The sequence below is a fragment of the Cytobacillus sp. SAFR-174 genome (assembly GCF_051964675.1).
Taxonomy (GTDB): domain Bacteria; phylum Bacillota; class Bacilli; order Bacillales; family Cytobacillaceae; genus Cytobacillus.
The window spans coordinates 126998-151441 of the sequence record NZ_JBQCMZ010000001.1 but is presented as its reverse complement, the minus strand read 5'-3'; the positions used below and the strand labels follow the sequence as shown (position 1 = coordinate 151441).

29 protein-coding genes are annotated in these 24444 nt (G+C 40.0%); 9 read left to right on the top strand and 20 right to left on the bottom strand.

Features of this window, described 5'->3' with window-relative positions; genetic code table 11:
• Positions 1 to 2: 2 nt before the first annotated feature.
• Together ACTHRG_RS00785 and ACTHRG_RS00780 are read right to left on the bottom strand one after the other, a co-directional pair.
• Complete coding sequence (locus tag ACTHRG_RS00785) at positions 3 to 1205, bottom strand: FtsW/RodA/SpoVE family cell cycle protein (protein WP_076261562.1); 1203 nt, start codon at positions 1203 to 1205, stop codon at positions 3 to 5.
• A gap of 258 nt (positions 1206 to 1463) precedes the next feature.
• Complete coding sequence (locus ACTHRG_RS00780) at positions 1464 to 1745, bottom strand: YlaN family protein (RefSeq protein ID WP_061793419.1); 282 nt, start codon at positions 1743 to 1745, stop codon at positions 1464 to 1466.
• A gap of 230 nt (positions 1746 to 1975) precedes the next feature.
• Between ACTHRG_RS00780 and ACTHRG_RS00775 the strand changes: the two genes are divergently transcribed.
• Complete coding sequence (locus tag ACTHRG_RS00775; protein WP_076261565.1) at positions 1976 to 2473, top strand: hypothetical protein; 498 nt, start codon at positions 1976 to 1978, stop codon at positions 2471 to 2473.
• 87 nt (positions 2474 to 2560) lie between these two features.
• Here the strand turns inward: ACTHRG_RS00775 and ACTHRG_RS00770 are convergent, their stop codons facing one another.
• Positions 2561 to 3892, bottom strand: a complete 1332-nt coding sequence (locus ACTHRG_RS00770; RefSeq protein ID WP_175609154.1) for a PhoH family protein — start codon at positions 3890 to 3892, stop codon at positions 2561 to 2563.
• Positions 3893 to 4228: 336 nt separating this feature from the next.
• Between ACTHRG_RS00770 and ACTHRG_RS00765 the strand changes: the two genes are divergently transcribed.
• Positions 4229 to 4834 (top strand): YhcN/YlaJ family sporulation lipoprotein, encoded by a 606-nt coding sequence (locus tag ACTHRG_RS00765; RefSeq protein ID WP_076261638.1) that lies wholly within the window; start codon positions 4229 to 4231, stop codon positions 4832 to 4834.
• Between the two features lie 78 nt (positions 4835 to 4912).
• Here ACTHRG_RS00765 and ACTHRG_RS00760 read toward each other — a convergent pair whose 3' ends face one another.
• Positions 4913 to 5368 carry a pyridoxamine 5'-phosphate oxidase family protein gene (locus ACTHRG_RS00760; protein ID WP_076261568.1) on the bottom strand — a complete coding sequence of 152 codons (456 nt, stop codon included), beginning with the start codon at positions 5366 to 5368 and terminating at the stop codon, positions 4913 to 4915.
• A gap of 236 nt (positions 5369 to 5604) precedes the next feature.
• Between ACTHRG_RS00760 and ACTHRG_RS00755 the strand changes: the two genes are divergently transcribed.
• Positions 5605 to 5805: a YlaI family protein gene (locus ACTHRG_RS00755; protein WP_035328651.1), complete on the top strand. Its 201-nt coding sequence runs from the start codon at positions 5605 to 5607 to the stop codon at positions 5803 to 5805.
• 63 nt (positions 5806 to 5868) lie between these two features.
• On the opposite strand, the gene ACTHRG_RS00750 is transcribed toward ACTHRG_RS00755, so the two are convergent.
• From ACTHRG_RS00750 to typA, 3 genes are read right to left on the bottom strand one after another with little or no spacing between them, the layout of a single operon-like run.
• A complete protein-coding gene (locus ACTHRG_RS00750) occupies positions 5869 to 6159 on the bottom strand; it encodes a hypothetical protein (RefSeq protein WP_076261571.1) in 291 nt (96 codons plus the stop codon).
• A 15-nt stretch (positions 6160 to 6174) separates the two neighbouring features.
• Positions 6175 to 6489 carry a YlaH-like family protein gene (locus tag ACTHRG_RS00745; protein ID WP_035328645.1) on the bottom strand — a complete coding sequence of 105 codons (315 nt, stop codon included), beginning with the start codon at positions 6487 to 6489 and terminating at the stop codon, positions 6175 to 6177.
• Positions 6490 to 6517: 28 nt separating this feature from the next.
• Complete coding sequence (gene typA, locus ACTHRG_RS00740; RefSeq protein WP_035328642.1) at positions 6518 to 8356, bottom strand: translational GTPase TypA; 1839 nt, start codon at positions 8354 to 8356, stop codon at positions 6518 to 6520.
• Positions 8357 to 8574: 218 nt separating this feature from the next.
• On the opposite strand from typA, the gene ACTHRG_RS00735 reads away from it, so the two are divergent.
• Positions 8575 to 8760 carry a YlaF family protein gene (locus tag ACTHRG_RS00735; RefSeq protein WP_061793421.1) on the top strand — a complete coding sequence of 62 codons (186 nt, stop codon included), beginning with the start codon at positions 8575 to 8577 and terminating at the stop codon, positions 8758 to 8760.
• Between the two features lie 33 nt (positions 8761 to 8793).
• Here the strand turns inward: ACTHRG_RS00735 and ACTHRG_RS00730 are convergent, their stop codons facing one another.
• From ACTHRG_RS00730 to ACTHRG_RS00720, 3 genes are all read right to left on the bottom strand, one after another.
• A complete protein-coding gene (locus tag ACTHRG_RS00730; RefSeq protein WP_076261574.1) occupies positions 8794 to 9264 on the bottom strand; it encodes a GNAT family N-acetyltransferase in 471 nt (156 codons plus the stop codon).
• Positions 9251 to 10051, bottom strand: coding sequence for an inositol monophosphatase family protein (locus ACTHRG_RS00725; RefSeq protein WP_076261577.1), 801 nt, complete (start codon positions 10049 to 10051; stop codon positions 9251 to 9253). The genes ACTHRG_RS00730 and ACTHRG_RS00725 overlap by 14 nt, the downstream gene beginning before the upstream one ends.
• A 250-nt stretch (positions 10052 to 10301) precedes the next feature.
• Positions 10302 to 10496 carry a hypothetical protein gene (locus ACTHRG_RS00720; protein WP_035328635.1) on the bottom strand — a complete coding sequence of 65 codons (195 nt, stop codon included), beginning with the start codon at positions 10494 to 10496 and terminating at the stop codon, positions 10302 to 10304.
• A gap of 195 nt (positions 10497 to 10691) precedes the next feature.
• Here ACTHRG_RS00720 and ACTHRG_RS00715 point away from each other — a divergent pair, with 195 nt between their 5' ends.
• On the top strand, positions 10692 to 11312 hold the full coding sequence (locus ACTHRG_RS00715) for a YktB family protein (RefSeq protein ID WP_076261579.1): 621 nt from the start codon (positions 10692 to 10694) through the stop codon (positions 11310 to 11312).
• Between the two features lie 77 nt (positions 11313 to 11389).
• On the opposite strand, the gene ACTHRG_RS00710 is transcribed toward ACTHRG_RS00715, so the two are convergent.
• Together ACTHRG_RS00710 and ACTHRG_RS00705 are read right to left on the bottom strand one after the other, a co-directional pair.
• Entirely contained in the window at positions 11390 to 11665 is a 276-nt protein-coding gene (locus ACTHRG_RS00710; RefSeq protein WP_076261581.1) for a UPF0223 family protein, read from the bottom strand.
• Positions 11666 to 11707: 42 nt separating this feature from the next.
• Positions 11708 to 12667, bottom strand: coding sequence for an NAD(P)H-dependent flavin oxidoreductase (locus ACTHRG_RS00705; RefSeq protein ID WP_076261584.1), 960 nt, complete (start codon positions 12665 to 12667; stop codon positions 11708 to 11710).
• 244 nt (positions 12668 to 12911) lie between these two features.
• Here ACTHRG_RS00705 and ACTHRG_RS00700 point away from each other — a divergent pair, with 244 nt between their 5' ends.
• Positions 12912 to 14381 carry an aminotransferase class I/II-fold pyridoxal phosphate-dependent enzyme gene (locus ACTHRG_RS00700; RefSeq protein WP_076261587.1) on the top strand — a complete coding sequence of 490 codons (1470 nt, stop codon included), beginning with the start codon at positions 12912 to 12914 and terminating at the stop codon, positions 14379 to 14381.
• A 49-nt stretch (positions 14382 to 14430) separates the two neighbouring features.
• Here the strand turns inward: ACTHRG_RS00700 and ACTHRG_RS00695 are convergent, their stop codons facing one another.
• Together ACTHRG_RS00695 and ACTHRG_RS00690 are read right to left on the bottom strand one after the other, a co-directional pair.
• The gene (locus ACTHRG_RS00695) at positions 14431 to 14559 is read right to left on the bottom strand and encodes a GapA-binding peptide SR1P (protein WP_048010629.1); all 129 of its coding nucleotides are present in this window, start codon (positions 14557 to 14559) and stop codon (positions 14431 to 14433) included.
• Positions 14560 to 14769: 210 nt separating this feature from the next.
• Positions 14770 to 15069, bottom strand: a complete 300-nt coding sequence (locus ACTHRG_RS00690; RefSeq protein WP_035328617.1) for a DUF3055 domain-containing protein — start codon at positions 15067 to 15069, stop codon at positions 14770 to 14772.
• Between the two features lie 175 nt (positions 15070 to 15244).
• On the opposite strand from ACTHRG_RS00690, the gene ACTHRG_RS00685 reads away from it, so the two are divergent.
• Positions 15245 to 15679, top strand: coding sequence for a DUF1885 family protein (locus ACTHRG_RS00685; protein ID WP_175609152.1), 435 nt, complete (start codon positions 15245 to 15247; stop codon positions 15677 to 15679).
• Between the two features lie 37 nt (positions 15680 to 15716).
• Here ACTHRG_RS00685 and ACTHRG_RS00680 read toward each other — a convergent pair whose 3' ends face one another.
• A complete protein-coding gene (locus ACTHRG_RS00680) occupies positions 15717 to 16565 on the bottom strand; it encodes a polysaccharide deacetylase family protein (RefSeq protein ID WP_076261593.1) in 849 nt (282 codons plus the stop codon).
• 364 nt (positions 16566 to 16929) lie between these two features.
• Here ACTHRG_RS00680 and ACTHRG_RS00675 point away from each other — a divergent pair, with 364 nt between their 5' ends.
• Complete coding sequence (locus ACTHRG_RS00675; RefSeq protein WP_076261596.1) at positions 16930 to 18468, top strand: glycine betaine uptake BCCT transporter; 1539 nt, start codon at positions 16930 to 16932, stop codon at positions 18466 to 18468.
• A gap of 37 nt (positions 18469 to 18505) precedes the next feature.
• Here the strand turns inward: ACTHRG_RS00675 and ACTHRG_RS00670 are convergent, their stop codons facing one another.
• Positions 18506 to 18751 (bottom strand): hypothetical protein, encoded by a 246-nt coding sequence (locus tag ACTHRG_RS00670; RefSeq protein WP_076261599.1) that lies wholly within the window; start codon positions 18749 to 18751, stop codon positions 18506 to 18508.
• Between the two features lie 273 nt (positions 18752 to 19024).
• On the opposite strand from ACTHRG_RS00670, the gene ACTHRG_RS00665 reads away from it, so the two are divergent.
• Positions 19025 to 19411 (top strand): small peptidoglycan-associated lipoprotein, encoded by a 387-nt coding sequence (locus tag ACTHRG_RS00665; RefSeq protein WP_076261602.1) that lies wholly within the window; start codon positions 19025 to 19027, stop codon positions 19409 to 19411.
• 49 nt (positions 19412 to 19460) lie between these two features.
• Here the strand turns inward: ACTHRG_RS00665 and lpdA are convergent, their stop codons facing one another.
• From lpdA to pdhA, 4 genes are all read right to left on the bottom strand, one after another.
• Positions 19461 to 20870 (bottom strand): dihydrolipoyl dehydrogenase, encoded by a 1410-nt coding sequence (gene lpdA, locus ACTHRG_RS00660; RefSeq protein WP_076261605.1) that lies wholly within the window; start codon positions 20868 to 20870, stop codon positions 19461 to 19463.
• A 6-nt stretch (positions 20871 to 20876) separates the two neighbouring features.
• A complete protein-coding gene (locus tag ACTHRG_RS00655; RefSeq protein WP_076261608.1) occupies positions 20877 to 22223 on the bottom strand; it encodes a dihydrolipoamide acetyltransferase family protein in 1347 nt (448 codons plus the stop codon).
• A gap of 84 nt (positions 22224 to 22307) precedes the next feature.
• Positions 22308 to 23285, bottom strand: coding sequence for an alpha-ketoacid dehydrogenase subunit beta (locus tag ACTHRG_RS00650; protein WP_076261610.1), 978 nt, complete (start codon positions 23283 to 23285; stop codon positions 22308 to 22310).
• A gap of 3 nt (positions 23286 to 23288) precedes the next feature.
• A complete protein-coding gene (gene pdhA, locus ACTHRG_RS00645; protein WP_076261612.1) occupies positions 23289 to 24404 on the bottom strand; it encodes a pyruvate dehydrogenase (acetyl-transferring) E1 component subunit alpha in 1116 nt (371 codons plus the stop codon).
• Between the last annotated feature and the right edge of the window lie 40 nt (positions 24405 to 24444).

Genomic DNA, 24444 nt, shown 5'->3' with positions numbered 1-24444 from the left:
GCTTATTTATGAATAGAAAATGTTTTTTCGGAAGCCATGTCCATGGATTCCGGATTTGTCTCTTCATGTTTATGTTTATATTTCTTTTCATAATTGACGAACATAGAAACATTCACTAGAATTCCCATTGCAATCGAAAGCTGAAGCAGGGATGACCCTCCATAGCTTATAAAAGGAAGTGTAACACCAGTGAGCGGCATAACACCCGAAATTCCCGCAAGATTAATGAACGCCTGAATTCCTATCATGGCGGAAATCCCGATAGCAAGCAAGCTGCCAAAAGCATCTTTACACTTTAAACTGATAAAGATTCCCCTCAGTACAATGTACCCGAGAAGCAAAATGACAAAACCTACTCCAAGTGCCCCGAGTTCCTCAGCAATTACGGCCATAATGAAGTCTGTATGGGCTTCAGGAAGATACCCAAGTTTTTGTATACTCTCACCAAGGCCCAGCCCTTTTAACCCGCCTGCACCGAGGGCAATATAGGAATTAGAAAGCTGATATCCAAACTCCGATCCAAAGGGATCTCTAAATGCTTCTACCCTCCCCATTCGATAAGGCGCAAATATCTTATCTTTTAATAGAAGGATAAAAGGAGCAGCCAGCAATACACCGAAAAGCCCCAATTTAAATATGTTCTTAAAATTCATGCCTGAAGTAAAGATCACAGCTCCAGCCACAAGCAATATAATCATGGACGAACCAAAATCAGGCTGTACAGCAACCAGGATTACGGCAAGAATCAGATAAGCAAGCGGGGGCAGAACACCTTTGTTAAATTCATTAATATAGGGCTGCTTCTTTGCATACACTGCAGCCAAATATATAATGACTGAAAGCTTGACAAACTCTGCAGGCTGAAGGCTTCTTTTTCCGATTTCAAACCAGCTCATAGCTCCGCCCGCTACTTTTCCAAAGATAAATAACGCAATTAGGCCGAATAACGACAGAAACACCATCGGAACAAGAAATTTGTTGCTTTGCATAGCTTTGTATGGAAATAGAGCGACAAAAACGAAAACAATGCCTGAGATAATTAAATTCATCTTTTGTTTATTGTAGAAAAAGTCGCTTTCCTGATCATAAATCTGCACAGCTGTTACCATGCTTGCACTGAAAACCATAATGAGTCCAAAAACAGCTAACAGGGCTACAGCTATTATCAGGGTATAATCATATGATTTTAATATTTTTTTTAACATCCAGCCCTCTTCCCTTATCTTCTAAGTTTATTACTTATTCTACTATAGTATTGAATATCCTGCTTTGAAGAAAAGAAAAGTTAATTTAAATGTAACACAGCAAAGAAAATAATTCTATAATTATGTTATACTATTTTTAAATTAAGTTATACAATATTGAGCATTCTTTTCTTTTGGATATACTAATACCCATTCTTATAATAATACGGTTATAAAAAAACTCAAACATTCTATGGAAGATGTTTGAGTTTTTTATTTTTATTTTTTTACTGAAGCTTCGTGGAGCATGGACAGCTCCCTTTCCAATTCATCTAAAATAGCCTTGCCTTCTGTCTCTTCAATTAATCCAAGACGGACAGCAAAATCTATTTCTCTGGATAAGCCAAACATCTGGGTATCAAGAACTTCCTCATATAGAGGGCATTGAGGCATGGTTAGATTATCCATTTGCACCTTTATTAACTTTAATATTTTAGCAGCATCTGCCTTCAAAAGGGCATTTGCTTTTTCTTTGTGATCAATAATCATGTCAGAAGCCAACTTTCAATCCCTCCATTTCCGAGCGATTATCCTATCTATAAATTTTATACTTAAGCATGGAAAAAAGCAAGGATAATAAGGGATTCGATAGAGAAATGATTACGGCATCAATTCAGAATGCACGAATAAGGCATGTCATCAATTATTGCCTGTATGACAAGCGCCTTAAAAATCTGTATACTTAAATCATACATATATTTAGAATAATAGCTGCTGCCAGGAGGTTCAATATGGAAAATATTATTGCTTTCAAAGGAAACGTAAAATATCAAATCACCTTAGATCCGGGAGTCTGGATATTTGATGACCGAAGGCTGGATTTGACAACATACTTTATGCAGGAAAATATCAGAAAAAATGAACTTGAGGAATATACTAAAGCTGTCTCAAAGCATTGGGATAGAGAAATCATGGAAGGCGCAGTTTTCCCTCCAACACTTAAAACAGAAAAGAAATTTGAAAAAGAAAAGGTCCTGACAGGCACATTCGGTATACCTTTTAAACCATTCCTAATGAATGCAGAGCCGGATGAGAGTGCAGAAATCGTTGTTATTGAAAGTGAAGATGGTGAAACCAGATTGACACTTTCTGAAGCCGAGGAATTAATATTGGGGTTCTCAAAGGATGGAAAACCATTAAAAGAGGATGGGCCAGTTCATGCCTATCTTGGGGATGGCAGCAACCAAAATTCCCCCATAAAAAGAGTGAAAGCTTTTAGAGTGGAATAACCGGAGAGGGCGATTTGCATCGCCCTTTTTCTTCGCAGTCTCTCCCCCGGCATGAAACCCCCAGAATCACAAATTCTGTCATGCAGGCTATAACAGGTCAGCAGCAAGCTGGGCCAAGCCAGATCTCTCACCTTTAACAAGTTTGACATGACCTGAGATAACCTGATCTTTAAATCTTTCCACGACATAGGTGAGACCGTTGTTATAAGCATCCAGGTAGGGATGGTCAATCTGCTCGGGATCTCCCATCAGTACAATTTTACTCCCTTCCCCTACCCTGGTTAATATGGTTTTTACTTCATGCTTCGTCAGGTTCTGAGCTTCATCAATAATAATGAATTGATCCGGTATGCTTCTGCCTCTGATATATGTCAGAGCCTCCACCTCAATCGAGCCCATACCTGCCAATATGGCATCCAATTCACCCGGCTTTTTGACATTAAACAGGTACTCCAGATTATCGAAAATCGGCTGCATCCACGGTCTTAACTTTTCCTCTTTTTCACCCGGAAGAAATCCCAAATCCTTGCCTACAGGCACAATAGGGCGGGCGACCAGCAATTTTTTGTACTGGCCATAATCTTCTGTCTGCATTAAGCCCGATGCCAGCGCCAAAAGAGTTTTTCCAGTCCCCGCCTTACCGATAAGCGTAACAAGCGGCAGGTCGTTTCTCAGCAACAGCTCAAGAGCCATTGTCTGCTGCACGTTCCTGGGCTTGATCCCCCATATATGGTCATGATCAAAAATGAGTTTTTTCACTTTCTTTCCACTTTTGTCCACAATACCAAGTGCAGACGATGAGGAACCAAGCGCATCTTTCATCACCAGAAACTGATTCGGATAGAAAGGATGATTTGCTATTTCAGATAGCGGCAGTTCTCCTTTTTCATAAAAACGGTTCATAATATCGAGACCTATATATACCTCCAGAAACCCAGGATATAAATGATCATTCTCAACTACACGATCACTTAAGAAGTCCTCTGAAATTAGCCCGATAGCATCCGCTTTAACTCTGACAAGGGCATCTTTGCTTACCAGGATTACCGTTCGTCCATTTTCTTTTGTCTCTTCCTCCAAGGATAAGTTTTTTGCAACTGCCAAAATCCGATTATCATTCGTTTTTTCTACAAAGATCTCCTGAAGTTCATGAAATGATCTATGATTTAACTCAATTCGCAGGCTTCCGCCATTTTCAAGAGGTATTTTCTCATGGAGCTTACCTGTCTCCCTCATGCTGTCAATCAGCCGGGATACTTGCCTTGCGTTCCTCCCAATTTCATCCATATACCTTTTCTTAGAATCAACCTCTTCCAGGACTACAGCCGGAATGACTACTTCATTATCTTCAAATGAAAATATGGAATTAGGATCCTGCAACAAGACATTGGTATCTAATACGTAAATTTTACTCAATATGATGCCTCCTGCTCCTCTTGTGTCTTGATAAAGCAAATTACAAAAGCAAGGTCCCCTGCCTGCAGATTTGCAGTTTCATGAAAAAGATCACCTTCATTCCTGATGGATTATAATCCTGTTGGTTTATATTATTCAGCCTTCGAAAGATGTTGATTAATTAGGAAGAAAGGCTTTCTTATGAAGTGGACAAATCTATCTTGGTAAAAATATATGTAATGCCGAATAAAGATAGAAGAAATTTTGCACAATAACATTAAACAATCCTCAATATTCCTGAACCTGAAAAAGTTCAAGCTTTCATTTTCAGGAAATTTTGATGTCCCGGAGGTGTCAAATATGAATAAATGGCTGCTGTTATGGATGACAGGATTACTATTAACAGGGTGCGGCATGATCAACAATGAAGCCCAAGATCAACAGGAACAGAAAAACATCAACTCCGTAAATGTTAAAAATAGTACAATACAGGAAGTTGACAGAGAGACTGGACAGCAGGTTTCCAGGCATCTTGTCAATTTGGCTGTCCGAGTTCCCAATGTCAATGATGCAACAGCTGTTGTACTTGGACGCTTTGCAGTAGTTGGCGTAGATGTAAATAAAAATCTCGACCGTTCTGAGGTCGGATCAATCAAATATTCAGTTGCCGAAACTCTTAAAAATGATCCTCATGGTGCAAGAGCAATTGTAGTGGCTGATCCGGATATTAACGCCAGGCTTCGGGAAATAGCCGCTGATATTCAAAACGGAGAGCCCCTGCAGGGAATCATGAATGAACTGGCAGATATCGCTGGCCGGCTAATGCCTGAAGTCCCAGCCGACCTGGTTGATCCTAAAAAGGAAAATGAGAAAAACGCAACCGAAGATCCAAAGAAAAGACTCAACAATGATCAGGAAAAACAGCTTGAACAAAAACAGGAAAAACACTCAAATTATTATAAGTAAAAGTGACTCCACCGATGGCATTTATTATTTAGCGGTAAAACGGCTGTAAGAACAACAAAAGCTTAGTTCCCTGGGGAACTAAGCTTTTTTCATTGCCTCCATTACCTGTTTGTCCAAACGGGCTGCTGCATCTTTATCGTATGTTTTGTCATATTGAGGTTCGACAGTGATTTTAGAGCCGTAAAACATGACATCACGGACTTCCTTCACAGTGATGACCATAAGAGCGAGCTTTAAAGGTACGCCTTCCATCTTTTCAGCCTTAACCGATGCTTCACCTGCGATGGAGTATGTAGATTCATTCGCGATAATATTCAGAACAACTTTGTTATTGCTATTTATGTTTTGAACAATTCTTGAACGGTTATCAACTGCAAAATATAATGTTTCGTCATCTTTTGCCAGTATCCATGAAATCGCATTAACATTAGGTCCGCCAGTTTCAAAGTCAATAGTGGCAAGTGTGACGAAACGTTCCTTTTGCAATTCGTCATATAATGGTTTGATTAATTTCGGTTCTACCTGATTTGCCATTCTTTTCCCTCCTTTATTAATTTCATCATAGTATGATAACGCTTTTCTTTCAACTTATAACATCTCTTCTACACGTTTGATTTAACCTGCAGCGCTTTCTATACTAATATAAACTAACACATAAAACCCGATACGGGATGACCGTAAAAAAATTTATTTGCCGCAAAGCATTCGAATCAGACCTTAACTTATACTATAATGGTAATAACAACAGTTAAAACAATATGAGGTGTCCCATGCGAGTAAAATGTGTACTATGTGATAAAATTGAATCCATTGAAAACGAGTCCTTACAGGCTAAACGTCTACGCAACCGCCCAATTCACACATATATGTGCAGACCATGTGAAACAAGAATTACAGAAAAAACACAAAAAAGAGCTGATACCGGAAACTTTAAGCTATATCGGAGCAAAGTCCAGGAGGAAGAATGGTGAACTGCACACCATTCCATGAACAGCAAAAAAGCCGCCCCAAACATTTTGTCTGGGCGGCTTCTTTTAATCCTCCGGATAATTTACATATTTTTCAGGTTCACTTTGAATCTGTTTAAGCATTACTTCTATCAATTCACAGGGAAAACGGCTCTTATTCCGTTCTTCACCCTTTGTGTAATGCACATAATACATCAAATCATCTTTTTCAAAGTGAATATCGGAAATATTATGCTCTTCCGAAAGAATCTCAAAGAACATTCTTTCTGTGTCTGCTGCTGCTGTATCATCCGGACGATCCTCACAGACAATTTTTATCGTCAGCCAGTTATACAGTGAATCCTGCAAAGACTTCATCTCAGCATCTCCCTGTTATTCCGCCTTTGCCTGTTCCTTCTTTTCCTGGTTAAGGCGGATTTTGTAAATGATCAAGATTAATGCAGCCACAACAAGACCTTCTGCTACAGGAAGGAATACTCCAAGAAATGTCAGCATCGTACAGCCTAAAATCAAGAAAGTGTATATCATAGCTGATTTTAAAATTGGGAGTTTCTTGGCAAATCCTAATTTAAATACCAATATTGACAGCAGAACAATTGTTATATAAAGAAGCCACATTCCAGTTGTGGGATTCTCATCGACTTTGAACAAAGCAGCAAAAAAAGACAGGCGCTGTGATACATCCATATCCTTATCTCCTCCCCCTTCTTAAGTCTTAGTTAGTTTCAGCGTATTTCTTCTTCTTGGCCATTCTTTCTCTTTCGTTCTTATCAAGAAGTTTCTTTCTCAGTCTGATTGACTCAGGTGTTACTTCAAGCAGCTCATCATCATTCAAGTATTCCAGAGCTTCTTCAAGTGTCATGATACGCGGCTTTTTAATTACATTCGTCTGATCCTTATTAGCAGAACGGATGTTTGTCGCATGCTTCACTTTAGTGATGTTTACAGTAAGATCATTTTCACGAGTATGCTCTCCCACAATCATGCCTTCATAAATTTCAGTACCCGGCTCAACGAAAATTGTTCCCCGGTCCTCAACTTGCATAATTCCGTATGTGGATGACTTGCCGCTTTCCATAGACACCAGGACACCTTTGCTGCGTCCGCCAATTTGACCTTTAATTTCTGGCTGGTAGCTGTCAAATGTGTGATTGATAATACCATAGCCGCGGGTTAGCGTCATAAATTCGGTGGAGTAGCCGATCAGTCCGCGGGCAGGGACATTGAATGTCAGTCTTACTTGACCATTGCCGTTATTGACCATATCAAGCATTTCACCTTTACGGGTACCCATAGATTCAATAATCGATCCAGTATTATCTTCCGGCACATCGATTTGAACACGTTCTACCGGTTCACAGCGAACACCGTCAATTTCTCTAATAATTACTTCCGGCTTAGAAACCTGCAGTTCAAAACCTTCACGGCGCATATTTTCAATAAGGATCGATAAATGCAATTCTCCACGTCCGGATACTACCCAGGCGTCAGGTGAATCTGTATTTTCAACACGGAGACTTACGTCCGTCTCAAGCTGTGCACGAAGTCTTTCTTCAACTTTTCTTGAAGTAATATATTTGCCTTCTCTTCCCGCGAATGGACTGTTGTTAACAAGGAAAGTCATTTGCAGGGTTGGTTCATCTATCCTTAGAACAGGAAGTGCTTCCTGATGCTCGACAGGGCAAACAGTTTCCCCGACGTTAATGTCTTCCATTCCGGAAACGGCAATAAGGTCTCCAGGATAAGCTTCCTGGATCTCTTCACGCTTAAGTCCGAAGAAACCAAAGATCTTTGTAACCCGGAATTGCTTAACAGAGCCATCAAGTTTCATTAAAGCAACCTGCTGTCCGACCTTGATTGTTCCCCGGAATACCCGGCCAATTCCAATTCTCCCCACATAATCATTGTAATCAAGAAGTGCTACCTGGAATTGAAGCGGCTCTTCACGGTTATCAGCAGGTCCAGGAATATGTTCAATGATTGCTTCATAAAGAGAATGCATGTCATCATCCTGCTTGTCAGGGGTAACACTTGAAGTTCCTGAAATAGCGGATGCATAAATAACCGGGAATTCAAGCTGATCTTCATCTGCACCAAGTTCAATGAACAAATCGATTACCTCGTCAACAACTTCTGTTGGACGGGCAGATGGTTTGTCAATTTTATTTACAACAACGATTGGCGTAAGTTTTTGTTCCAAAGCCTTTTTAAGAACAAAACGCGTCTGCGGCATACATCCTTCATATGCATCGACAACTAATAATACGCCGTCAACCATTTTCATGATACGTTCAACTTCTCCGCCGAAATCGGCATGTCCTGGTGTATCCAGAATGTTGATTCTTGTATCTTTATATTTAACTGCAGTGTTTTTAGCTAAAATCGTAATACCGCGTTCTCTTTCCAGATCGTTTGAATCCATCGCACGCTCTTCCACGTGCTCATTTGAACGGAAAGTTCCGGACTGTTTTAAAAGCTCGTCAACCAATGTTGTTTTTCCATGGTCAACGTGGGCTATAATCGCAATATTTCGAATATCTTCTCTTAATTTCAAAAGATTTCCTCCTATTTATCAAAACTGAATCAAATTCATTTTTCAACATTTTTCACAACTGATACATTATATCACAATTACTATAGAAACCTAAAAACTTTTTGTGTAAAATAATGTTGAGAAGGATATATTTCTGAAAAATTATACTGCCGGGCAGTATATTCTCTACATATTTTTCACCAGTATTTAACTAAATTAATCCTCTTGGGAGTGAAATTATGAAGAATATCAAGTGGCCTTTATTAGCCTTTGCTATAGGAGCAGCTATATGCATGATGGGTATTGGCGTTGCGGTTGCTGAAAGAAGCATTTTAGGGATTATCTTGTCCATCATCGCTTTAGTATTTGTGATGGGATATGGTTTTAAGACTAAGAAGAAAATGAGAGAAGAAGGTTTGTTATAATGAAAAGCTGCAGCGGTTGGCTGCAGCCTTTTTTCATATTAATGGACAGACCATTATTAAAAATTCCCGGCCATCGTCGGAAGCCTCCGACTTAAACTGCTCAAATCCGGCATCAGATAAAAAGCAAATCCAATTGTTCCGATTTTCAGGAACACCAGCAAAGAAAGACTTTTCGCCTTTTTTCTTTAATTCAGCGGCCAACAGTTCGATAACCGCTGTTCCGATTCCTTTTCTTCGCATTTCTTTTTTAACCAGGATCGTACCGAGCCACGGCTTCCGGTTAGAAGGGGATAAATTCACATGGAAAGTGACGGCTGTTCGTTCTCTGTTAATTCGCCAAATTCTCCACTCACCATTTAATTCATGATGCCTGGCCATATAATTGCACAGGTCATTCCCGCATTTTTCTTCTTCTTCCCAGTCCGTGCTATCCTTAATGACTTCTATAAAAAAGGGCAGGTCTTCCTCTGTAAACTTGCTGCTTGATATGTTACCAATTGCCATTTTTTAAGTATTCTTTCATAATTTGCTGATGCAGCCCTGGCTTAGAGACAAAAACAGAATTGTTTTCAAGGTAGTTCAGCTCCTCACCTTTAACGGTTGTAGCAATTCCTCCCAATTCTTCAATCATAATCACTCCAGCAGCGAAATCCCATGGAGCCAGACGCATGGTTATGTAAGCATCAACTCTCCCGGATGCTATATATGCCATTTCCATTGCTGCTGAACCGTAGGACCGTGTCCCCCTTGCATTTCGTACAAGTGGTGCCAGCAGTGATGGATCAATCCTTCTATTTTCGGTAACCCATGTGGCATTCAATCCAATAATCGCTTTTGACACATCCGTTTCCTTTAAGGGAGGAAGTTCCAAATCATTCATGAATACACCATGCCCCTTCATGCAATGATATAACTCGTCATGAACTACATCATATATTAATCCGATTTTGCCTTTTCCATCTTCATAGATGCCGACTGAAATGGCAAAGTTTCTCTGCTGATGGACAAAGTTCATTGTTCCGTCAATCGGATCAATAATCCAGACGATTCCATCCAGGTCATTTAGCTTATCACCAAAACCTTCTTCACCGAGTATCCGGTGCTCAGGGTATTTTTCATTTATTTTCTTTATGAAGAATTGTTCTGTTTCCTGGTCTATATCTGTCACTAAATCATTCGCATTTGACTTGGTGGTTATGGTCAGAGTTTTGCTGAACGAATTTTTAATATTCCCGCCCGCCTCTTTAATCAAGGCTTTGGCATATGTATGAATCTCACTCCAATTTGTCATGGGTCAGCCCTCCGCATGTGATAGCATTAAAATATTTCTAGCTTAAATGAATTAGCAAGGTTCTTCAAGTTATATACTCTCCAATGATAGGGGGTATCATTTCCGGGTAAATAATTATTTGCCGAAAACCAGCCGTGATTTGTTGATTAAAAATAATAAACGAACTCCTCATAGCGTCATGGAGTTCGTTTCTAATTTTTTCGTCTTATTTGCATTTTTTCTGCCTTTTCTCCTTTATCGACAATTCAACTTAAAGTGCTTTTAATCTAAGAAGTTCCTGCCTGATTTTTTCCAGCTTTAGTTTAGATTGTTTTTGAAGGTCTTCATTCTTTTCTGACATGGCATCAAATAAAGTAGCAAGCTCATAGTCCATTTCCAGCCTTAAAACCGCTGTCCTTTCCCTATCACCATTTTTCTTTTTCACTGTATTCATTAGTTGTTTCATTAGACAGTACACCCCTTCCAAAAGTGTTTAATTTTCTGATTATTTTTACTTTTATCATATGAAGGACAATTCTCGGTTGCAACTAATTTGTGCGATAACCTAAAACTTTATTTCGCCAATTCTATAGGGCTTTAAATTTTTGGATTGTTCCCGGTTATGCTACAATATTTGACAAAGCATACAGGAGGTCAGCATATGTCTTTTTCCGGTTTTACAAACGATGATTTTGATGTCTTTAAAATAGATGGATTGGATGAAAGAATGGACAGGTTAAAATCTGTTATTAGGCCTAAATTAGAAGAATTGGGCCGCTATTTTGCACCATCCCTCTCAAACCTGTCAGGAGATGAAATGTTCCCTCATGTTGCCAAACATGCGAGAAGAACAAAGAATCCGCCAAATGATACATGGGTCGCATTTGCAAGCAATGCGAGAGGGTATAAAATGCTTCCGCATTTCCAGATCGGATTATGGGAAACGCATGTATTTATCTGGTTTGCCATCATCTATGAAGCACCAGATAAAATGGGTGCAGGCAAGGTGTTTGAGAACAGCCTGGACAAAATTTATAAAGAAATACCCAACAATTATGTCTGGTCCGGCGACCACACAAAACCAGATGCTGTTTTGCATGAGCAAATGGACAAGGAAGAATTGAGATCCATGTTTCAGCGTCTGCAAAATGTAAAGAAAGCGGAAATTCTTTGCGGCTATCATATTTCTCGGGAAGATGCCGTTCGCATGTCACCTGATCAGTTTATTGAAAAAGCTGAATCTGTATTTAGAAATTTATTACCCCTATACAAATTGGCATAAACATGTTTTCAGAACGTGGATTTGGCAGTAAAAAAACAAAACCTTCAGCAAGTTGAAGGTTTTGTTTTTTTTCAAATCTATTTCTCCATTTTTAATTTGTCCCCGGCTGAACGTTCTTTAGCCAATTTTACTGTCCTGTAGGAGGAATAGCCGCTTTGTTCTTCAAAGTCATCGCAGATGTTTTTCTCCTGAGCTTTCCCAGGAACGATTTCCTTGAAGCGTCTATATGCATTCATGAATTGTTCCCGCTCAATTCCTTTTTCGTATGCCATTTCAATGCTTTCAAAATATTTTATAACATCCACTATTTCTTCTGTTGACCAATCCTGGTCGATCGGGTACTGATATTCCATTGCCTTTCACCTCATTTATGATATTCATGATGCATTTTATCATTAATTAGTCCATTTCGCCCTGATAGTTTCACCTTCCGCTATAATCCGCTCGAATAGTTCTTCCACGGAGGGGATATCCTTAATTAATCCCATAACTTGTCCAGCCCATGCAAACCCTTCCTGATCTTTCCCTTCATATATATATTTCTTATTAGCATTCCCGCTAATGTAATCTTTTAACTGCTCATAGCCGCCGTTTTGTTTTTCGATTTCCAGTATCTTATCCGACCATGGATTCGCAATCACCCTTGCAGGTGCACCTATAGTTCTTTTAATGACAACTGTGTCATTTTCTGTTCCTTCGACTAAGCGGTTTTTATATAATTCAGATGCATGGACGCATTCCTTTGTTGCAACAAATCTTGTCCCCATTTCAATCCCCTCTGCTCCAAGACTTAATGCTGCCATCAGCCCCCTGCCGTCTCCTATTCCTCCTGAGGCAATTACAGGTATGGAAACAGCATCAGCCACCTGAGGAACGAGTATGAAGGTTCCAATATCATCCCTGCCTAAATGCCCTCCGCCTTCCTGCCCTACAACCATCACTGCGTCAGCACCAAGCTCTTCCGCCTTTACTGCCTGCCTTTTTGCTGCCACAAGAACAAGCTTCTTAACATTTACACCCTTTAATTGATCAAAAATAGGTGCAGGATTTCCTCCTGTCATAGAAATAACGGGAACTTCTTCTTCAATGGCTATATCCAGATAATCAGAGAATGGCCTTCCATGCTGGCCAATAGCAAAATTAACCCCGAATGGCTTATCTGTCAATTTCTTAACCTTTTGAATCTCGTCCCTTAATTTTTCCGGGCTGCTGAGAGACATTGCGGTAACCTGCCCTAAACCTCCTGCATTCGAAACAGCGGCAGCCAGATCTGAATAGGCAAGATGGGCAAGGCCGCCCTGTATAATTGGATATCTAATTTTCAGTAATTCTGTCACACGTGTATTCCAGTTCATTTATGGACCCTCCATTTTCTTTATAACGTTTTATTTCGATTTATATGGTTTAAATTCCTGTTAACTTCTAAAACTAAACGGAAAACTGAATTGTGGAGGCGAATGTCCGGAAACGACACGCTTTAACAGAATGGAAAAACAATAGAACTTTCTATGCAAAGGGATTGAATAATGCTATAATGCAAATGTTTTAAATCAGCTTGAGCTTTCTGAAATATTATTATTAAAGAGGTGTGGGAATAAGTTGTCTCAATACAAAACACCGTTATTCAGCGGTTTGCTTGCACACGCAAAGAAGGATCCCGTACAGTTTCACATACCCGGCCATAAAAAAGGAGCGGGGATTGATCCGGAATTCAGGGAATATATTGGAGATAATGCACTTGCCATTGATTTGATCAATATTGGCCCGCTTGATGATCTCCATCAGCCAAAAGGCATTATTAAAGAAGCCCAGGATCTTGCAGCTGAGGCTTTTGGAGCGGACAAAACATTTTTTTCCGTTCAAGGAACAAGCGGAGCCATCATGACCATGGTTATGGCTGTCTGCGGTCCCGGGGATAAAATTATTGTTCCAAGAAATGTTCATAAATCTGTCATGTCTGCCATTGTTTTTTCAGGCGCAACTCCTATCTTTATACATCCTGAAATTGATGAAAACCTGGGCATATCTCATGGGATTACAACTGAATCAGTATCGAAAGCCCTTGAACTTCATCCGGACGCAAAAGGGGTATTAGTGATTAACCCTACTTATTTCGGTGTTTCGGCAGATTTGAAGAAAATCGTCGAAATAGCACATTCATATAATGTGCCTGTACTTGTGGATGAAGCCCATGGTGTGCATATTCATTTCCATGATGAGCTGCCCTTATCCGCCATGCAGGCAGGTGCTGATTTAGCCGCAACATCTGTCCACAAACTGGGCGGGTCCATGACGCAAAGTTCAATTTTAAATATGAAAGGAAATCTTGTTTCGGCCAAAAGGGTTCAATCCATTTTAAGCATGCTGACAACAACTTCCACTTCCTATTTATTGCTTGCCTCCCTGGATGTTGCCAGGAAACGTCTGGCTACAGAGGGAAAGGAACTCATTCAAAAGACAATTGATTTGGCCCAATCCATTCGCCGCCGCATCAATGAGATTGACCGGCTCTATTGTGTCGGTGAAGAAATACTGGCAACCAAAGCTGCGCATGACTACGATCCGACCAAATTGATTATTTCAGTCAAAGAGCTTGGCATGAATGGTTTCGATGTGGAGAATTGGCTTCGGGAACATCATAATATTGAAGTAGAGATGTCTGATTTATATAATATCCTTTGCATTGTTACCCCTGGTGACTCCGAACGGGAAGCCGATATTTTAGTTTCTGCTCTTGCCGAACTCGCCAGTGAGCGCAAAGGGAATACTGAAAAGCTTGAAACTCAAGTGCTTCTCCCTGATATTCCCGTTTTATCGCTTACACCTCGTGATGCATTTTATGCTGATACAGAGCTTGTTCCATTTGACGAGTCTGAGGGGAGAATAATTGCTGAGTTTATTATGGTTTATCCGCCTGGGATACCTATTTTTATTCCGGGAGAAATCATAACCGGGGAAAACCTCCGTTATATTAAAACGAACATGGAAGCTGGACTGCCGGTTCAGGGACCAGAGGATTATGATTTCAAGTATCTTCGCGTTATTGAAGAGCATAAAGCCATCAGATAATATGCAAAAGAGCCTTCCATTTAGGAAAGGCTCTTTTTATGGTTAATGGCTATTTGTTTGTCTTCTCTGTTTTTTCTCCGTCACAGCAATTGCATTTTTTTGAATATAATACGGTTACTTTTTCATCCTCAAAGTGATCAATAGTTGAATTGCAAGCCTGGCATACGATTGTACCCATCTTTTCATTCTCCTTTTCAATGAGTTTTGTTTGAAAGCGCTTTATCTTTAAATCTATAATAATATAACATTATTAATTTATCAAGCCTAATTGTATAACATAATCATTGTTTTATTTTGGCATTCTCCTTATAATCACTGAAACTCTTCATTAATAGTATGTCATAATATACAAAAACAGACCAATTATGGCCTGTTTTTGTATATTATTTTAGTCGTATTGTTCTTCAAAACGGGCACCTGGGATTGCTTCTAAGAAAAATTCGCTTAAATCTGCAGCCTGTTCGTATAAATCAAGCTTGAATGCCTTTTGCAAGTATTCGATGTCTTCGAGATCTTTAGGGTCGAGGAGAGTTGAGCGGCCTGTCTGCATACAAATAACCAGAGGCTTGGAAAAGAAGAGGTTTGTATATACGATTCCAAAATCATAACGTGTTGACTCCGTTGTAAAGCCAACAAAACGTACATTCACGTTTTCATGCTCATCATAGAGCTTCTCAAAAAAATCCATAAGATTCCTCCTTATTTATAATAATATTTAGAATATTATTATAATTCATTATAGGCTCTTTGACAAGTAATATAAATTTACCTTACTATTTTAAGTTGTCATAAGATTTTATCTAATGCTAGAATGGAAGAGGATGTTCATTACCATAATTATTGGGATAATGGGGGGAAAGAAGTTGGCAGCTAATTCATTTATCAAGCTGGTTCCTTCATCAGCTAAGGAAAAGATTTCAACAGAAGAGCTCAAAGAACTTTTTTTATATTATAGGGATATTACTGGAAAAACAGGCAGTCAGATTAAATGGGAATATGATGATGCCGCTTTTCCTTATGAGATAAAAGAGAAGCCTGAAGCAAAAGGAACCTGGTTTTACCTGCATTCTCAACATGACCGATATAACGCTATATTGCTTGGCATTGACAAAGAAAAAGTGAAGGATGAAGACGGTTCTGAACGTGAGCAGACTTACATACAAGTTACATTGCCGGAAGGTGCAACATTCGGAGATAAAGGCAAAGCAAATGAATTTTGCAAATTCCTCGCTAAAAAACTTCAAGGTGAATTGCATCTTTTTAATGGAAGAATCATGTATTTTTATAAAAGAAAATAATTGATTTCTTAAAAAATGAGAACAGCAGCGGCTGTTCTCATTTTGTTTCCGTGCTGATCAGAACTGGGTCAACTGGTGTAAATCCTTTATTCCTAAGCCCCTTCACAATATCCTCTAAGGCTTCTTTTGTCCATTCCCTATCATGCATCAATAAGTTTGCTCCTTTCGATAAATAGGGTGAATTAACCATTATATCTGCTAAAGCTTCTTTTGATTGATATTCCTTCTCCCAGTCATATCCGTATGTCCAATTCATAAGCACCATGTTTTCATCTTCAGCAATTTTCCTGCTGTAGTCTGTAATAGACCCGAATGGTGCCCGGAAGAATTTTGGCCTCTCTCCAATAATCTCCTCAACTCGATCATTAAGGTCAACAATCTCTTTATATTGCTGCTCTTCAGGTAAGCTTTTCAGGTTTAGGTGGCTATTTGTGTGATTGCCAATAGCAAAGCCAAGTTCATGAATTTCCTTCAAAACTTTTGCTTCTTCCGGGGTATCTATGAAATGCCCATTAACAAAAAAGATTGCAGGTGCTGAGAGTTTCTTTAAAATTCTGGCCATTTCCAATGCATTTTTATCAGGAGCATCGTCAATGGTCAGTAATACAACTTTTGAATTGGCCTTATTGATTGGTTCTATTGACCAATTATTTTCATTTATCTTGTATTGCGGTTCTGGCAGGGATACCGCTTCTTCCTTCGGCTTTTCACCGGCATCAGCTTGTGTTTTTTCTGTTTTAGCTGCGGGAACATTAGAATGATCAGCCAAGTTATTTTCTTCTTCTTTTTCAAATTCTGATGGCTTATCGTCATCTGCAGAAAAATCCGTACATGCTGTCAGGTTTATAACGAAAATAATACAAATAAAAAATATAGCTTTTTTCATTGTTACCTCCTTAATGCATATTTCTTTAAACTCCCTTTCATAAGTGTTAGTATGTTACATGGCCTTATTAAAAAAGTAGTTCCCCTTAGGAAATCTTTCTATTACCTACTGATTTTACCCGAAACAGTCTCGTTTTGAACATTAAAAGTAAACTTTAGAAATTAGATTGGATATCTACATCCTTTCGATTTTACTTTAAAGTCTGTTTCCGGGAAGCTGCTCTCCCCTGCTGAGCTCCAATTGCTTAAAAAATCAAGCAAACACTATCAGGAAAGCGGGATATTTAAATGCCTGCCTTTTTAGGATTGGAAGTTTTACAGAAGTATTTTATTTAGGTTTATTTTATTGAGACTGGAGGGATTTGATGAAGAAACTGACACCCGTTTTTACGGTTTCAGTCATATTCACAGCAATATTTATTATATGGGGATTAGTACCGAAGACCATACTGCCAAAAGGCAACCTGGATTCTGTTACAGCATCTGTTCAGGGATTCATATTGGAAAAGTTCGGGTGGTTTTACCTTTTATCAGCTTCTATCTTTTTAATTTTTTCAATCCTATTAGCATTCAGCAAGTATGGAAATATTCGTCTGGGAAAGGATGCAGACAGGCCCGAATATAGCTACTTAAGCTGGTTTGCCATGCTTTTCAGTGCAGGGATGGGAATTGGCCTGGTTTTTTGGGGAGTTTCGGAGCCAATGTATCACTACTTTGCGCCACCTTTCCTAGACGGGCAGACACCAGAAGCAGCAAGAGCTGCCATGAGGTACTCTTTCTTCCACTGGGGGCTTCATCCATGGGCTATTTATACAGTTATTGGGCTTGCACTTGCTTATTTCCAGTTCAGGAAAGGCGCACCGGGAGTTATCAGTTCCATTTTAAGGCCAATTTTGGGGAGCAAAGTGGATGGTCCAATTGGAGTATTAATTGATTTTATAGCCGTCTTTGCTACTGTTTTTGGTGTTGCAACATCATTAGGTCTCGGAGCCATTCAAATTTCTGGCGGACTTTCTGAAACATTTGACAGCATCGGCAATAATTTCACCACTCAATTGGTTATTATTTTGGTTGTGACAATCTTGTTTATGGTTTCAGCACAAACCGGTTTAAACAAAGGAATAAAATACTTAAGTAATTTAAATATTATATTAGCTATCTCGTTACTGCTATTTCTGCTGTTTGTTGGGCCTACAAACTTTATTATGGATCTGTTTACAACGACGATTGGCTCTTATCTTCAAAATCTTCCTTCCATGAGTTTCAGGCTTAGTCCATTTGATCAGGAGCTGACATGGTTTCAGGATTGGACCATTTTTTATTGGGCATGGTGGATTGCCTGGGCGCCATTTGTCGGCACATTCATAGCCAGAATATCACGCGGAAGGACAATAAGAGAATTCGTCATCGGCGTGCTTGCTGTTCCTACCTTATTTGGAGCGCTTTGGTTCTCAGTTTTTGGAGGAACAGGCATATACCTTGAATTCTTTGAGGCAAAGCCTATTATGGAAACAATCGACCAGCAGGGAATGGAAGTTGCACTGTTCGCTGTGTTTGATAACTTCCCTTTCAGCACTGTTCTAAGCTTATTGGCTATATTCTTGATCAGTACATTCTTTATAACTTCTGCAGATTCAGCTACCTTTGTTCTTGGGATGCAGACGACAAACGGAAGCTTGAACCCTCCGGGCAAAGTGAAATTTGTCTGGGGCATTATCCAATCTGCTTCTGCTGCCATCCTTTTATGGACAGGAGGGCTGGAAGCACTGCAAAGAGCTTCTATAATAGCTGCACTTCCTTTTACTATCATTATGCTTTTAATCGTGCTATCGCTGGCTAAATCGTTTAAAGAAGAAACCATATCAAAAAAAGAGATGATAAAGACTAAAAAAATCGGCACCTGAAAATGGGTGCCGATTTTTCTGCTTGTCACATTGCCAATTACCAATGTGTAATGTATGACATCGCTAAATGAAAAGAAGCATATAAGCTTAGGCTCATAACAGTGACCATAAATGTTTTCTTTGCTGACTTAATAACCCAATTCCCAATATTGATTGCCAAATAGAAGAAAACAAAAAACATAATAACTTTATATACGAGCTGATCATATTTTGACAGCCACTCAATGAAAGTATATCCACTCCAGATTAACATCTGCAACAAAAGAGCTGTATAAATCTTCATACACTCCACCACCAAATTTTTTAATCCTTACCCGTTTTTATAATAGAAGAAACACTTGTGTTTGTAATATATGTTGAAAAGGATATTCTTATTTTTCATTTCTGTAACATTTGAATGACAAGCTAATATTTCCATTTTCCATATGATAAAATACTCATAATTATTATGAATTGCTCACCTTCTGTCAAAAGGATGGAAAATTTCAATGACTTCTATACTGTTTTGCAGTCTTATGTAAAAAGGTGGAATTTATTATAAAGTGAGGGCAAAAGGATGAAAGGTCTGCCATTGTTATTTATTACTGCACTCTTGTTTGTGACCTCTTCATGCAATCATAAGGAAGTAAAAGAAGAGCTGAAGATAGACGACAATGTTAAACAGCTTATTTTTTTTACTGATAAAAAACAATATGAGCAGGAAATCTCCTATTATGATGCCATCATCGAATTAAAGAGAAGCTATCCTGAACTAATTAAAGATATGAAAGTGATAACAGCAGCTGAAGCGAGTCACTTAAGCAATTATGAGGTAGAAAACTGTCCTGCCATGCTGCTGGTGTATCAGGACAAAGTTTTAGTAGAAATAAAAGGCACTGTATCTAAAGATAAGATCATTTATCCGCTCGCCAAAGCCATGGATAAAAAGATCGAAAAACCGTAATCATCCATAAAAAAATCCTTCCCTGGCAGGGAAGGATTTTTTTATATTATTATTTTACAATGTGTATTGGGCTTCCAATAGCAACTTCTGCTGCTTCCATTGTGATTTCACCCAATGTAGGATGTGCGTGAATAGTCATCGCAAGATCTTCTGCAGTCATGCCTGCTTCAATAGCCAATCCAAGCTCTGCAATCATATCTGATGCACTAGCACCGGCGATTTGCGCACCAATTACAAGTCCATCCTCTTTGCGTGTCACAAGCTTTAAGAATCCGTCAGTGGAATCAAGTGCAAGGGCACGGCCGTTAGCTGCAAATGGGAACTTCGCTGCTGTTACTTCGATTCCTTCTTCTTTAGCCTGCTGCTCAGTATAGCCTACAGAAGCTAATTCAGGCTCAGAGAATACAACCGCAGGGATAGCCAAGTAATCAATTTCTGCGTTATGGCCTGCAATTGCCTCAGCTGCAATCTTGCCTTCGTAAGAAGCTTTATGAGCTAATTGAGGACCTGCAACAATGTCACCAATCGCATAAATATTGCTCACACTCGTACGGCATTGTTTATCAATTTCAATAACACCGCGTTCAGTCATCTTAACGCCGGCTTGCTCTAAGCCAAGTTCGTCTGTATTTGGACGTCTTCCGACCATTACAAATACATAATCTGCGTCAAGAGACTTCTCTTCACCTTTTTCTTCAAACTTAACGGTAACTCCATTTTCATTCTCTTCAACACCCTTAGCAAGTGCCTTCGTAATGAATTCAACACCTTTTTTCTTCAGGTTGCGTTTAACAAGAGATGTCATTTGCTTCTCAAAGCCGATTAGAATATCATCTGCACCCTCAAGGATCGTTACTTGTGAACCAAAGTTCGCATATGCTCCTCCAAGCTCGATTCCGATAACACCGCCGCCGATAACGACTATTTTCTCAGGAATTTCCTGAAGAGCAAGAGCGCCTGTTGAATCAAGAACACGTTTAGAGAATTTAAACGTCGGCAATTCAATTGGGCGGGATCCTGTTGCAATAATTGCATTTTTGAACGTGTAAGTTTGTGCTGAATTTTCATCCATTACACGAAGGGTATTACCATCAACAAAGTAAGCTTCACCGCGCACGATGTCAACTTTATTTCCCTTTAATAGTCCTTCAACTCCGCCTGTAAGCTTCTTGACTACACCGGATTTGAATTCTTGAACTTTTGTAAAGTCAACTTTTACATTTTCAGCTGTAATTCCCATTACATCTGAGTGCTTAGCATTTTCGTAGCGGTGGCCTGCTGCGATTAAAGCTTTTGAAGGGATACACCCAACGTTTAAGCAAACTCCGCCCATATTAGCTTTTTCTACGATTGTAACTTTTTGTCCAAGCTGTGCTGCACGAATTGCTGCAACATATCCCCCTGGACCCGCACCGATGACTATAGTATCTGTTTCGATTGGGAAATCTCCTACTACCATTTGTAATTACGCCTCCATTAACAATAGTTCTGGATCGTTCAGTAAACGCTTGATGTGATTCAATGCATTTTGTGCAGTTGCTCCATCAATAATTCTGTGGTCAAAGCTTAGTGATAATGCCAATACTGGAGCAGCAACAATTTCTCCATCTTTCACGACCGGCTTTTCAGCAATGCGGCCAATTCCTAGAATGGCAACTTCAGGGTGATTGATGACAGGAGTGAACCATTGTCCGCCTGCAGAACCGATATTTGTGATTGTGCAAGAAGCACCCTTCATTTCGTCTGGAGCAAGCTTGCCGTCACGTGCTTTACCAGCCAATTCATTGATTTCATTTGAAATGGCAAATGTAGATTTGCGGTCAGCATCCTTAACAACTGGCACAAGAAGACCTTTTTCAGTGTCTGCCGCAATACCAATGTTATAGTAGTGCTTCTGGATAATTTCACCCGCTGCATCATCAATTGAAGTATTTAGTGCCGGGAATTCACGCAATGCACTTGTTAATGCTTTTACCACATAAGGAAGGAATGTAAGCTTAATTCCTTTATTCGCTGCAACTTCTTTAAACTTCTTGCGATGTGCAACAAGTTTCGTAACATCAATTTCATCCATTAATGTAACGTGTGGAGCTGTATGCTTAGAGTTTACCATAGCTTTTGCAATAGCCTTACGGATTCCGCTCATTTTCTCGCGAGTTTCCGGATATTGTCCAGCAGGAATCGCTTGTGCAGCTGCCGGTGCAGTTTCTTTTGCTTCAGCTTGTGGTGCAGCTTCCTGAGCAGGCGCTTCATTAGCTTGAGCACCGCCATTTAAGAATGCATCAATGTCATCTTTCTGGATACGGCCATTTTTGCCGCTTCCAGCTACCTGGCGAATATCTACGCCTTTATCACGAGCGTATTTTCTTACTGAAGGCATTGCAATAATGCGGCGGTTAGGATCCACATCCGTGTCAGAAATAACGACGCCTTCTTTTGGTGCCTCTTGTGCAGGAGCTTCCTCTTTCTTTACATCCTGTCCAGCTTCAGCAGTAGCCTGTACCTGTGCTTCTGTTTTTTCTTCTTTAGGAGCCTCATCTTCATGGTCTCCCTTGAATTTAAGATCTTCATATCCTGGAGCATCAAAAGTGATCAAAACTTGACCTACAGTTGCCACTGTACCTTCTTCAACAAGGATTTCTTCAACTTTACCTTTAACTGGCGAAGGAATTTCTACAACCGCTTTATCATTTTGAACCTCACAAAGCACGTCATCTTCTTGTACTTCGTCACCCGGCTTTACAAACCACTTGACGATTTCACCTTCATGGATACCTTCACCGATATCAGGCAATCTAAATTGGAATGCCAATGGAATTCACCCTCCTATTATTTCAATCGTTCTAGTAAAACACGTCAGGGGGATATTTTCCCCCTTGTGTCATTAGTTATTCAATTAAAATTCAAGTACTTTTTTAGCTGTTTCAATTACATCTTTATAGTTTGGAAGCCAAACTGTTTCAGCCTGCGGGAAAGCAAATACCGTATCTGGTGCAGCTACACGCAGAACTGGTGCTTCCAGACTAAGAATTGCACGATCATTGATCTCTGCCACTACACTTGCTGCAATACCAGCTTGCTTTTGTGCTTCCTGAACAACAATGGCTCTTCCTGTCTTTTCAACAGAAGCAATAATTGTTTCAATATCGAGAGGTGCGACAGTACGCAAGTCGATAACTTCGGCAGATTTTCCTTCTTTTTCAAGTTCTTCAGCCGCTTTTAAAGACTCATGGACCATTGCCCCGTAAGTTACGATTGTCAGGTCTGAACCCTCACGTTTAACCTCTGCTTTGCCAAGCGGAATTGTATATTCCTCTTCAGGTACTTCCTGGCGGAAAGAACGATACAATTTCATATGCTCAAGGAAGATAACAGGATCGTTATCGCGAATTGCTGAGATAAGCAGCCCCTTTGCATCATAAGGAGTTGCCGGAATAACAACCTTTAGTCCAGGCTGCTGCGCCATTAAACCTTCAAGGCTGTCAGCGTGCATTTCAGGAGTATGTACCCCTCCCCCGAATGGTGAACGGATCGTAACCGGTGAATTATATCTTCCGCCGGAACGGTAACGCATACGTGCCAGCTGACCGGAAATAGAATCCATTACTTCATAAACGAATCCAAAGAATTGGATTTCAGGTACCGGACGGAAGCCTTGTAAACCAAGACCGACAGCCAGACCGCCGATTCCGGATTCAGCTAGCGGTGTATCAAATACACGCTCTTCGCCAAATTCTTTTTGAAGGCCTTCGGTAGCACGGAAAACGCCGCCGTTAACGCCCACATCTTCACCGAATACCAATACATTCGGATCGTTGCGCAATTCTGTGCGAAGAGCATCAGTAATTGCCTGAATCATTGTCATTTGCGCCATGGCTTACTTCGACTCCTTTTCTTTGTATATTTCATACTGTTCTTTTAGGTTGTAAGGCATTTCTTCATACATAATGTTCATAAGGTCAGTAACCTTTTGCTTAGGTGTATCATCAGCCTTTTTAATAGCTTCTTTAATATCTTCTTTTGCTTGTTCAATTACTTCGTTTTCCATATCTTCATTCCAGATTCCTTTGTCTTCAAGGAACTTGCGGAAACGAACAAGAGGATCTTTCTTTTCCCATTCATTATCAAGGTCAGAAGTACGGTAGCGTGTTGGATCGTCTCCAGCCATTGTGTGCGGTCCGTAACGATATGTCAGCGTTTCGATTAATGTAGGACCTTCACCATTCAGCGCACGTTCACGAGCTTCGCGAACAGCTGCATATACAGCAAGCGGATCCATGCCATCAACCTGAATTCCTGGAATACCGGCCGCCACTGCCTTTTGTGCAATTGTTTTAGCTGCTGATTGTTTTTCAACAGGAGTAGAAATTGCAAAACGGTTATTTTGCACAATAAAGATAGCAGGTGCTTTGAATGCTCCTGCAAAGTTGATACCTTCATAGAAGTCACCTTGTGAAGCACCGCCGTCGCCAGTATAAGTGATGGCAACCTTCTTTTCACCGCGCTTTTTCATGCCAAGGGCAACCCCTGCAGTCTGAATATATTGTGCTCCAATGATAATCTGAGGTGAAATAACATTTACACCTTCAGGGATATTTCCGCCTTCGAAGTGCCCGCGGGACCATAGGAAAGCCTGGTATAACGGAAGGCCGTGCCAAATGATTTGAGGCACATCACGATAACCTGGAAGAATAAAATCTTCCTTCTCCAGTGCAAAATGAGATGCAAGCTGAGAAGCTTCCTGTCCGGCAGTAGGAGCATAGAAGCCCAAACGGCCTTGTCTGTTAAGTGAAATAGAACGCTGATCAAGAATGCGGGTATAAACCATGCGGCGCATTAATTCCTGAAGCTGCTCATCGCTTAAGTCAGGCATTGCTGAATCATTAACAACCTTGCCTTCTTCATTTAAAATTTGTAGAGTTTGGAACTGTTCTTCAACTGTTTCGAGCTGTTTTTTCGCATCGAATTGTGCCTTCTTTGTTTTAGAAGCCATATCAGTCACCCTTTCCTTTCATAAAAAGACGTTAATTAAG

Excerpts from the sequence above, each read along its gene's own strand:
- ACTHRG_RS00650 (WP_076261610.1), bottom strand. The coding sequence starts at position 23,285 with ATGGCGCAAATGACAATGATTCAGGCAATTACTGATGCTCTTCGCACA.
- ACTHRG_RS00730 (WP_076261574.1), bottom strand. The coding sequence starts at position 9,264 with ATGGCAATTGGTAACATATCAAGCAGCAAGTTTACAGAGGAAGACCTG.
- ACTHRG_RS00745 (WP_035328645.1), bottom strand. The coding sequence starts at position 6,489 with ATGGATGTATCACAGCGCCTGTCTTTTTTTGCTGCTTTGTTCAAAGTC.
- pdhA (WP_076261612.1), bottom strand. The coding sequence starts at position 24,404 with ATGGCTTCTAAAACAAAGAAGGCACAATTCGATGCGAAAAAACAGCTC.
- ACTHRG_RS00725 (WP_076261577.1), bottom strand. The coding sequence starts at position 10,051 with ATGACAAATTGGAGTGAGATTCATACATATGCCAAAGCCTTGATTAAA.
- ACTHRG_RS00670 (WP_076261599.1), bottom strand. The coding sequence starts at position 18,751 with ATGAAGATTTATACAGCTCTTTTGTTGCAGATGTTAATCTGGAGTGGA.
- ACTHRG_RS00775 (WP_076261565.1), top strand. The coding sequence starts at position 1,976 with ATGGAAAATATTATTGCTTTCAAAGGAAACGTAAAATATCAAATCACC.
- ACTHRG_RS00675 (WP_076261596.1), top strand. The coding sequence starts at position 16,930 with ATGAAGAAACTGACACCCGTTTTTACGGTTTCAGTCATATTCACAGCA.
- ACTHRG_RS00705 (WP_076261584.1), bottom strand. The coding sequence starts at position 12,667 with ATGAACTGGAATACACGTGTGACAGAATTACTGAAAATTAGATATCCA.
- ACTHRG_RS00785 (WP_076261562.1), bottom strand. The coding sequence starts at position 1,205 with ATGTTAAAAAAAATATTAAAATCATATGATTATACCCTGATAATAGCT.
- ACTHRG_RS00755 (WP_035328651.1), top strand. The coding sequence starts at position 5,605 with ATGCGAGTAAAATGTGTACTATGTGATAAAATTGAATCCATTGAAAAC.
- ACTHRG_RS00695 (WP_048010629.1), bottom strand. The coding sequence starts at position 14,559 with ATGGGTACAATCGTATGCCAGGCTTGCAATTCAACTATTGATCACTTT.
- lpdA (WP_076261605.1), bottom strand. The coding sequence starts at position 20,870 with ATGGTAGTAGGAGATTTCCCAATCGAAACAGATACTATAGTCATCGGT.
- ACTHRG_RS00690 (WP_035328617.1), bottom strand. The coding sequence starts at position 15,069 with ATGGATTTTTTTGAGAAGCTCTATGATGAGCATGAAAACGTGAATGTA.
- ACTHRG_RS00665 (WP_076261602.1), top strand. The coding sequence starts at position 19,025 with ATGAAAGGTCTGCCATTGTTATTTATTACTGCACTCTTGTTTGTGACC.
- ACTHRG_RS00760 (WP_076261568.1), bottom strand. The coding sequence starts at position 5,368 with ATGGCAAATCAGGTAGAACCGAAATTAATCAAACCATTATATGACGAA.
- ACTHRG_RS00750 (WP_076261571.1), bottom strand. The coding sequence starts at position 6,159 with ATGAAGTCTTTGCAGGATTCACTGTATAACTGGCTGACGATAAAAATT.
- ACTHRG_RS00710 (WP_076261581.1), bottom strand. The coding sequence starts at position 11,665 with ATGGAATATCAGTACCCGATCGACCAGGATTGGTCAACAGAAGAAATA.
- ACTHRG_RS00680 (WP_076261593.1), bottom strand. The coding sequence starts at position 16,565 with ATGAAAAAAGCTATATTTTTTATTTGTATTATTTTCGTTATAAACCTG.
- ACTHRG_RS00720 (WP_035328635.1), bottom strand. The coding sequence starts at position 10,496 with ATGAAACAACTAATGAATACAGTGAAAAAGAAAAATGGTGATAGGGAA.
- ACTHRG_RS00735 (WP_061793421.1), top strand. The coding sequence starts at position 8,575 with ATGAAGAATATCAAGTGGCCTTTATTAGCCTTTGCTATAGGAGCAGCT.
- ACTHRG_RS00715 (WP_076261579.1), top strand. The coding sequence starts at position 10,692 with ATGTCTTTTTCCGGTTTTACAAACGATGATTTTGATGTCTTTAAAATA.
- ACTHRG_RS00765 (WP_076261638.1), top strand. The coding sequence starts at position 4,229 with ATGAATAAATGGCTGCTGTTATGGATGACAGGATTACTATTAACAGGG.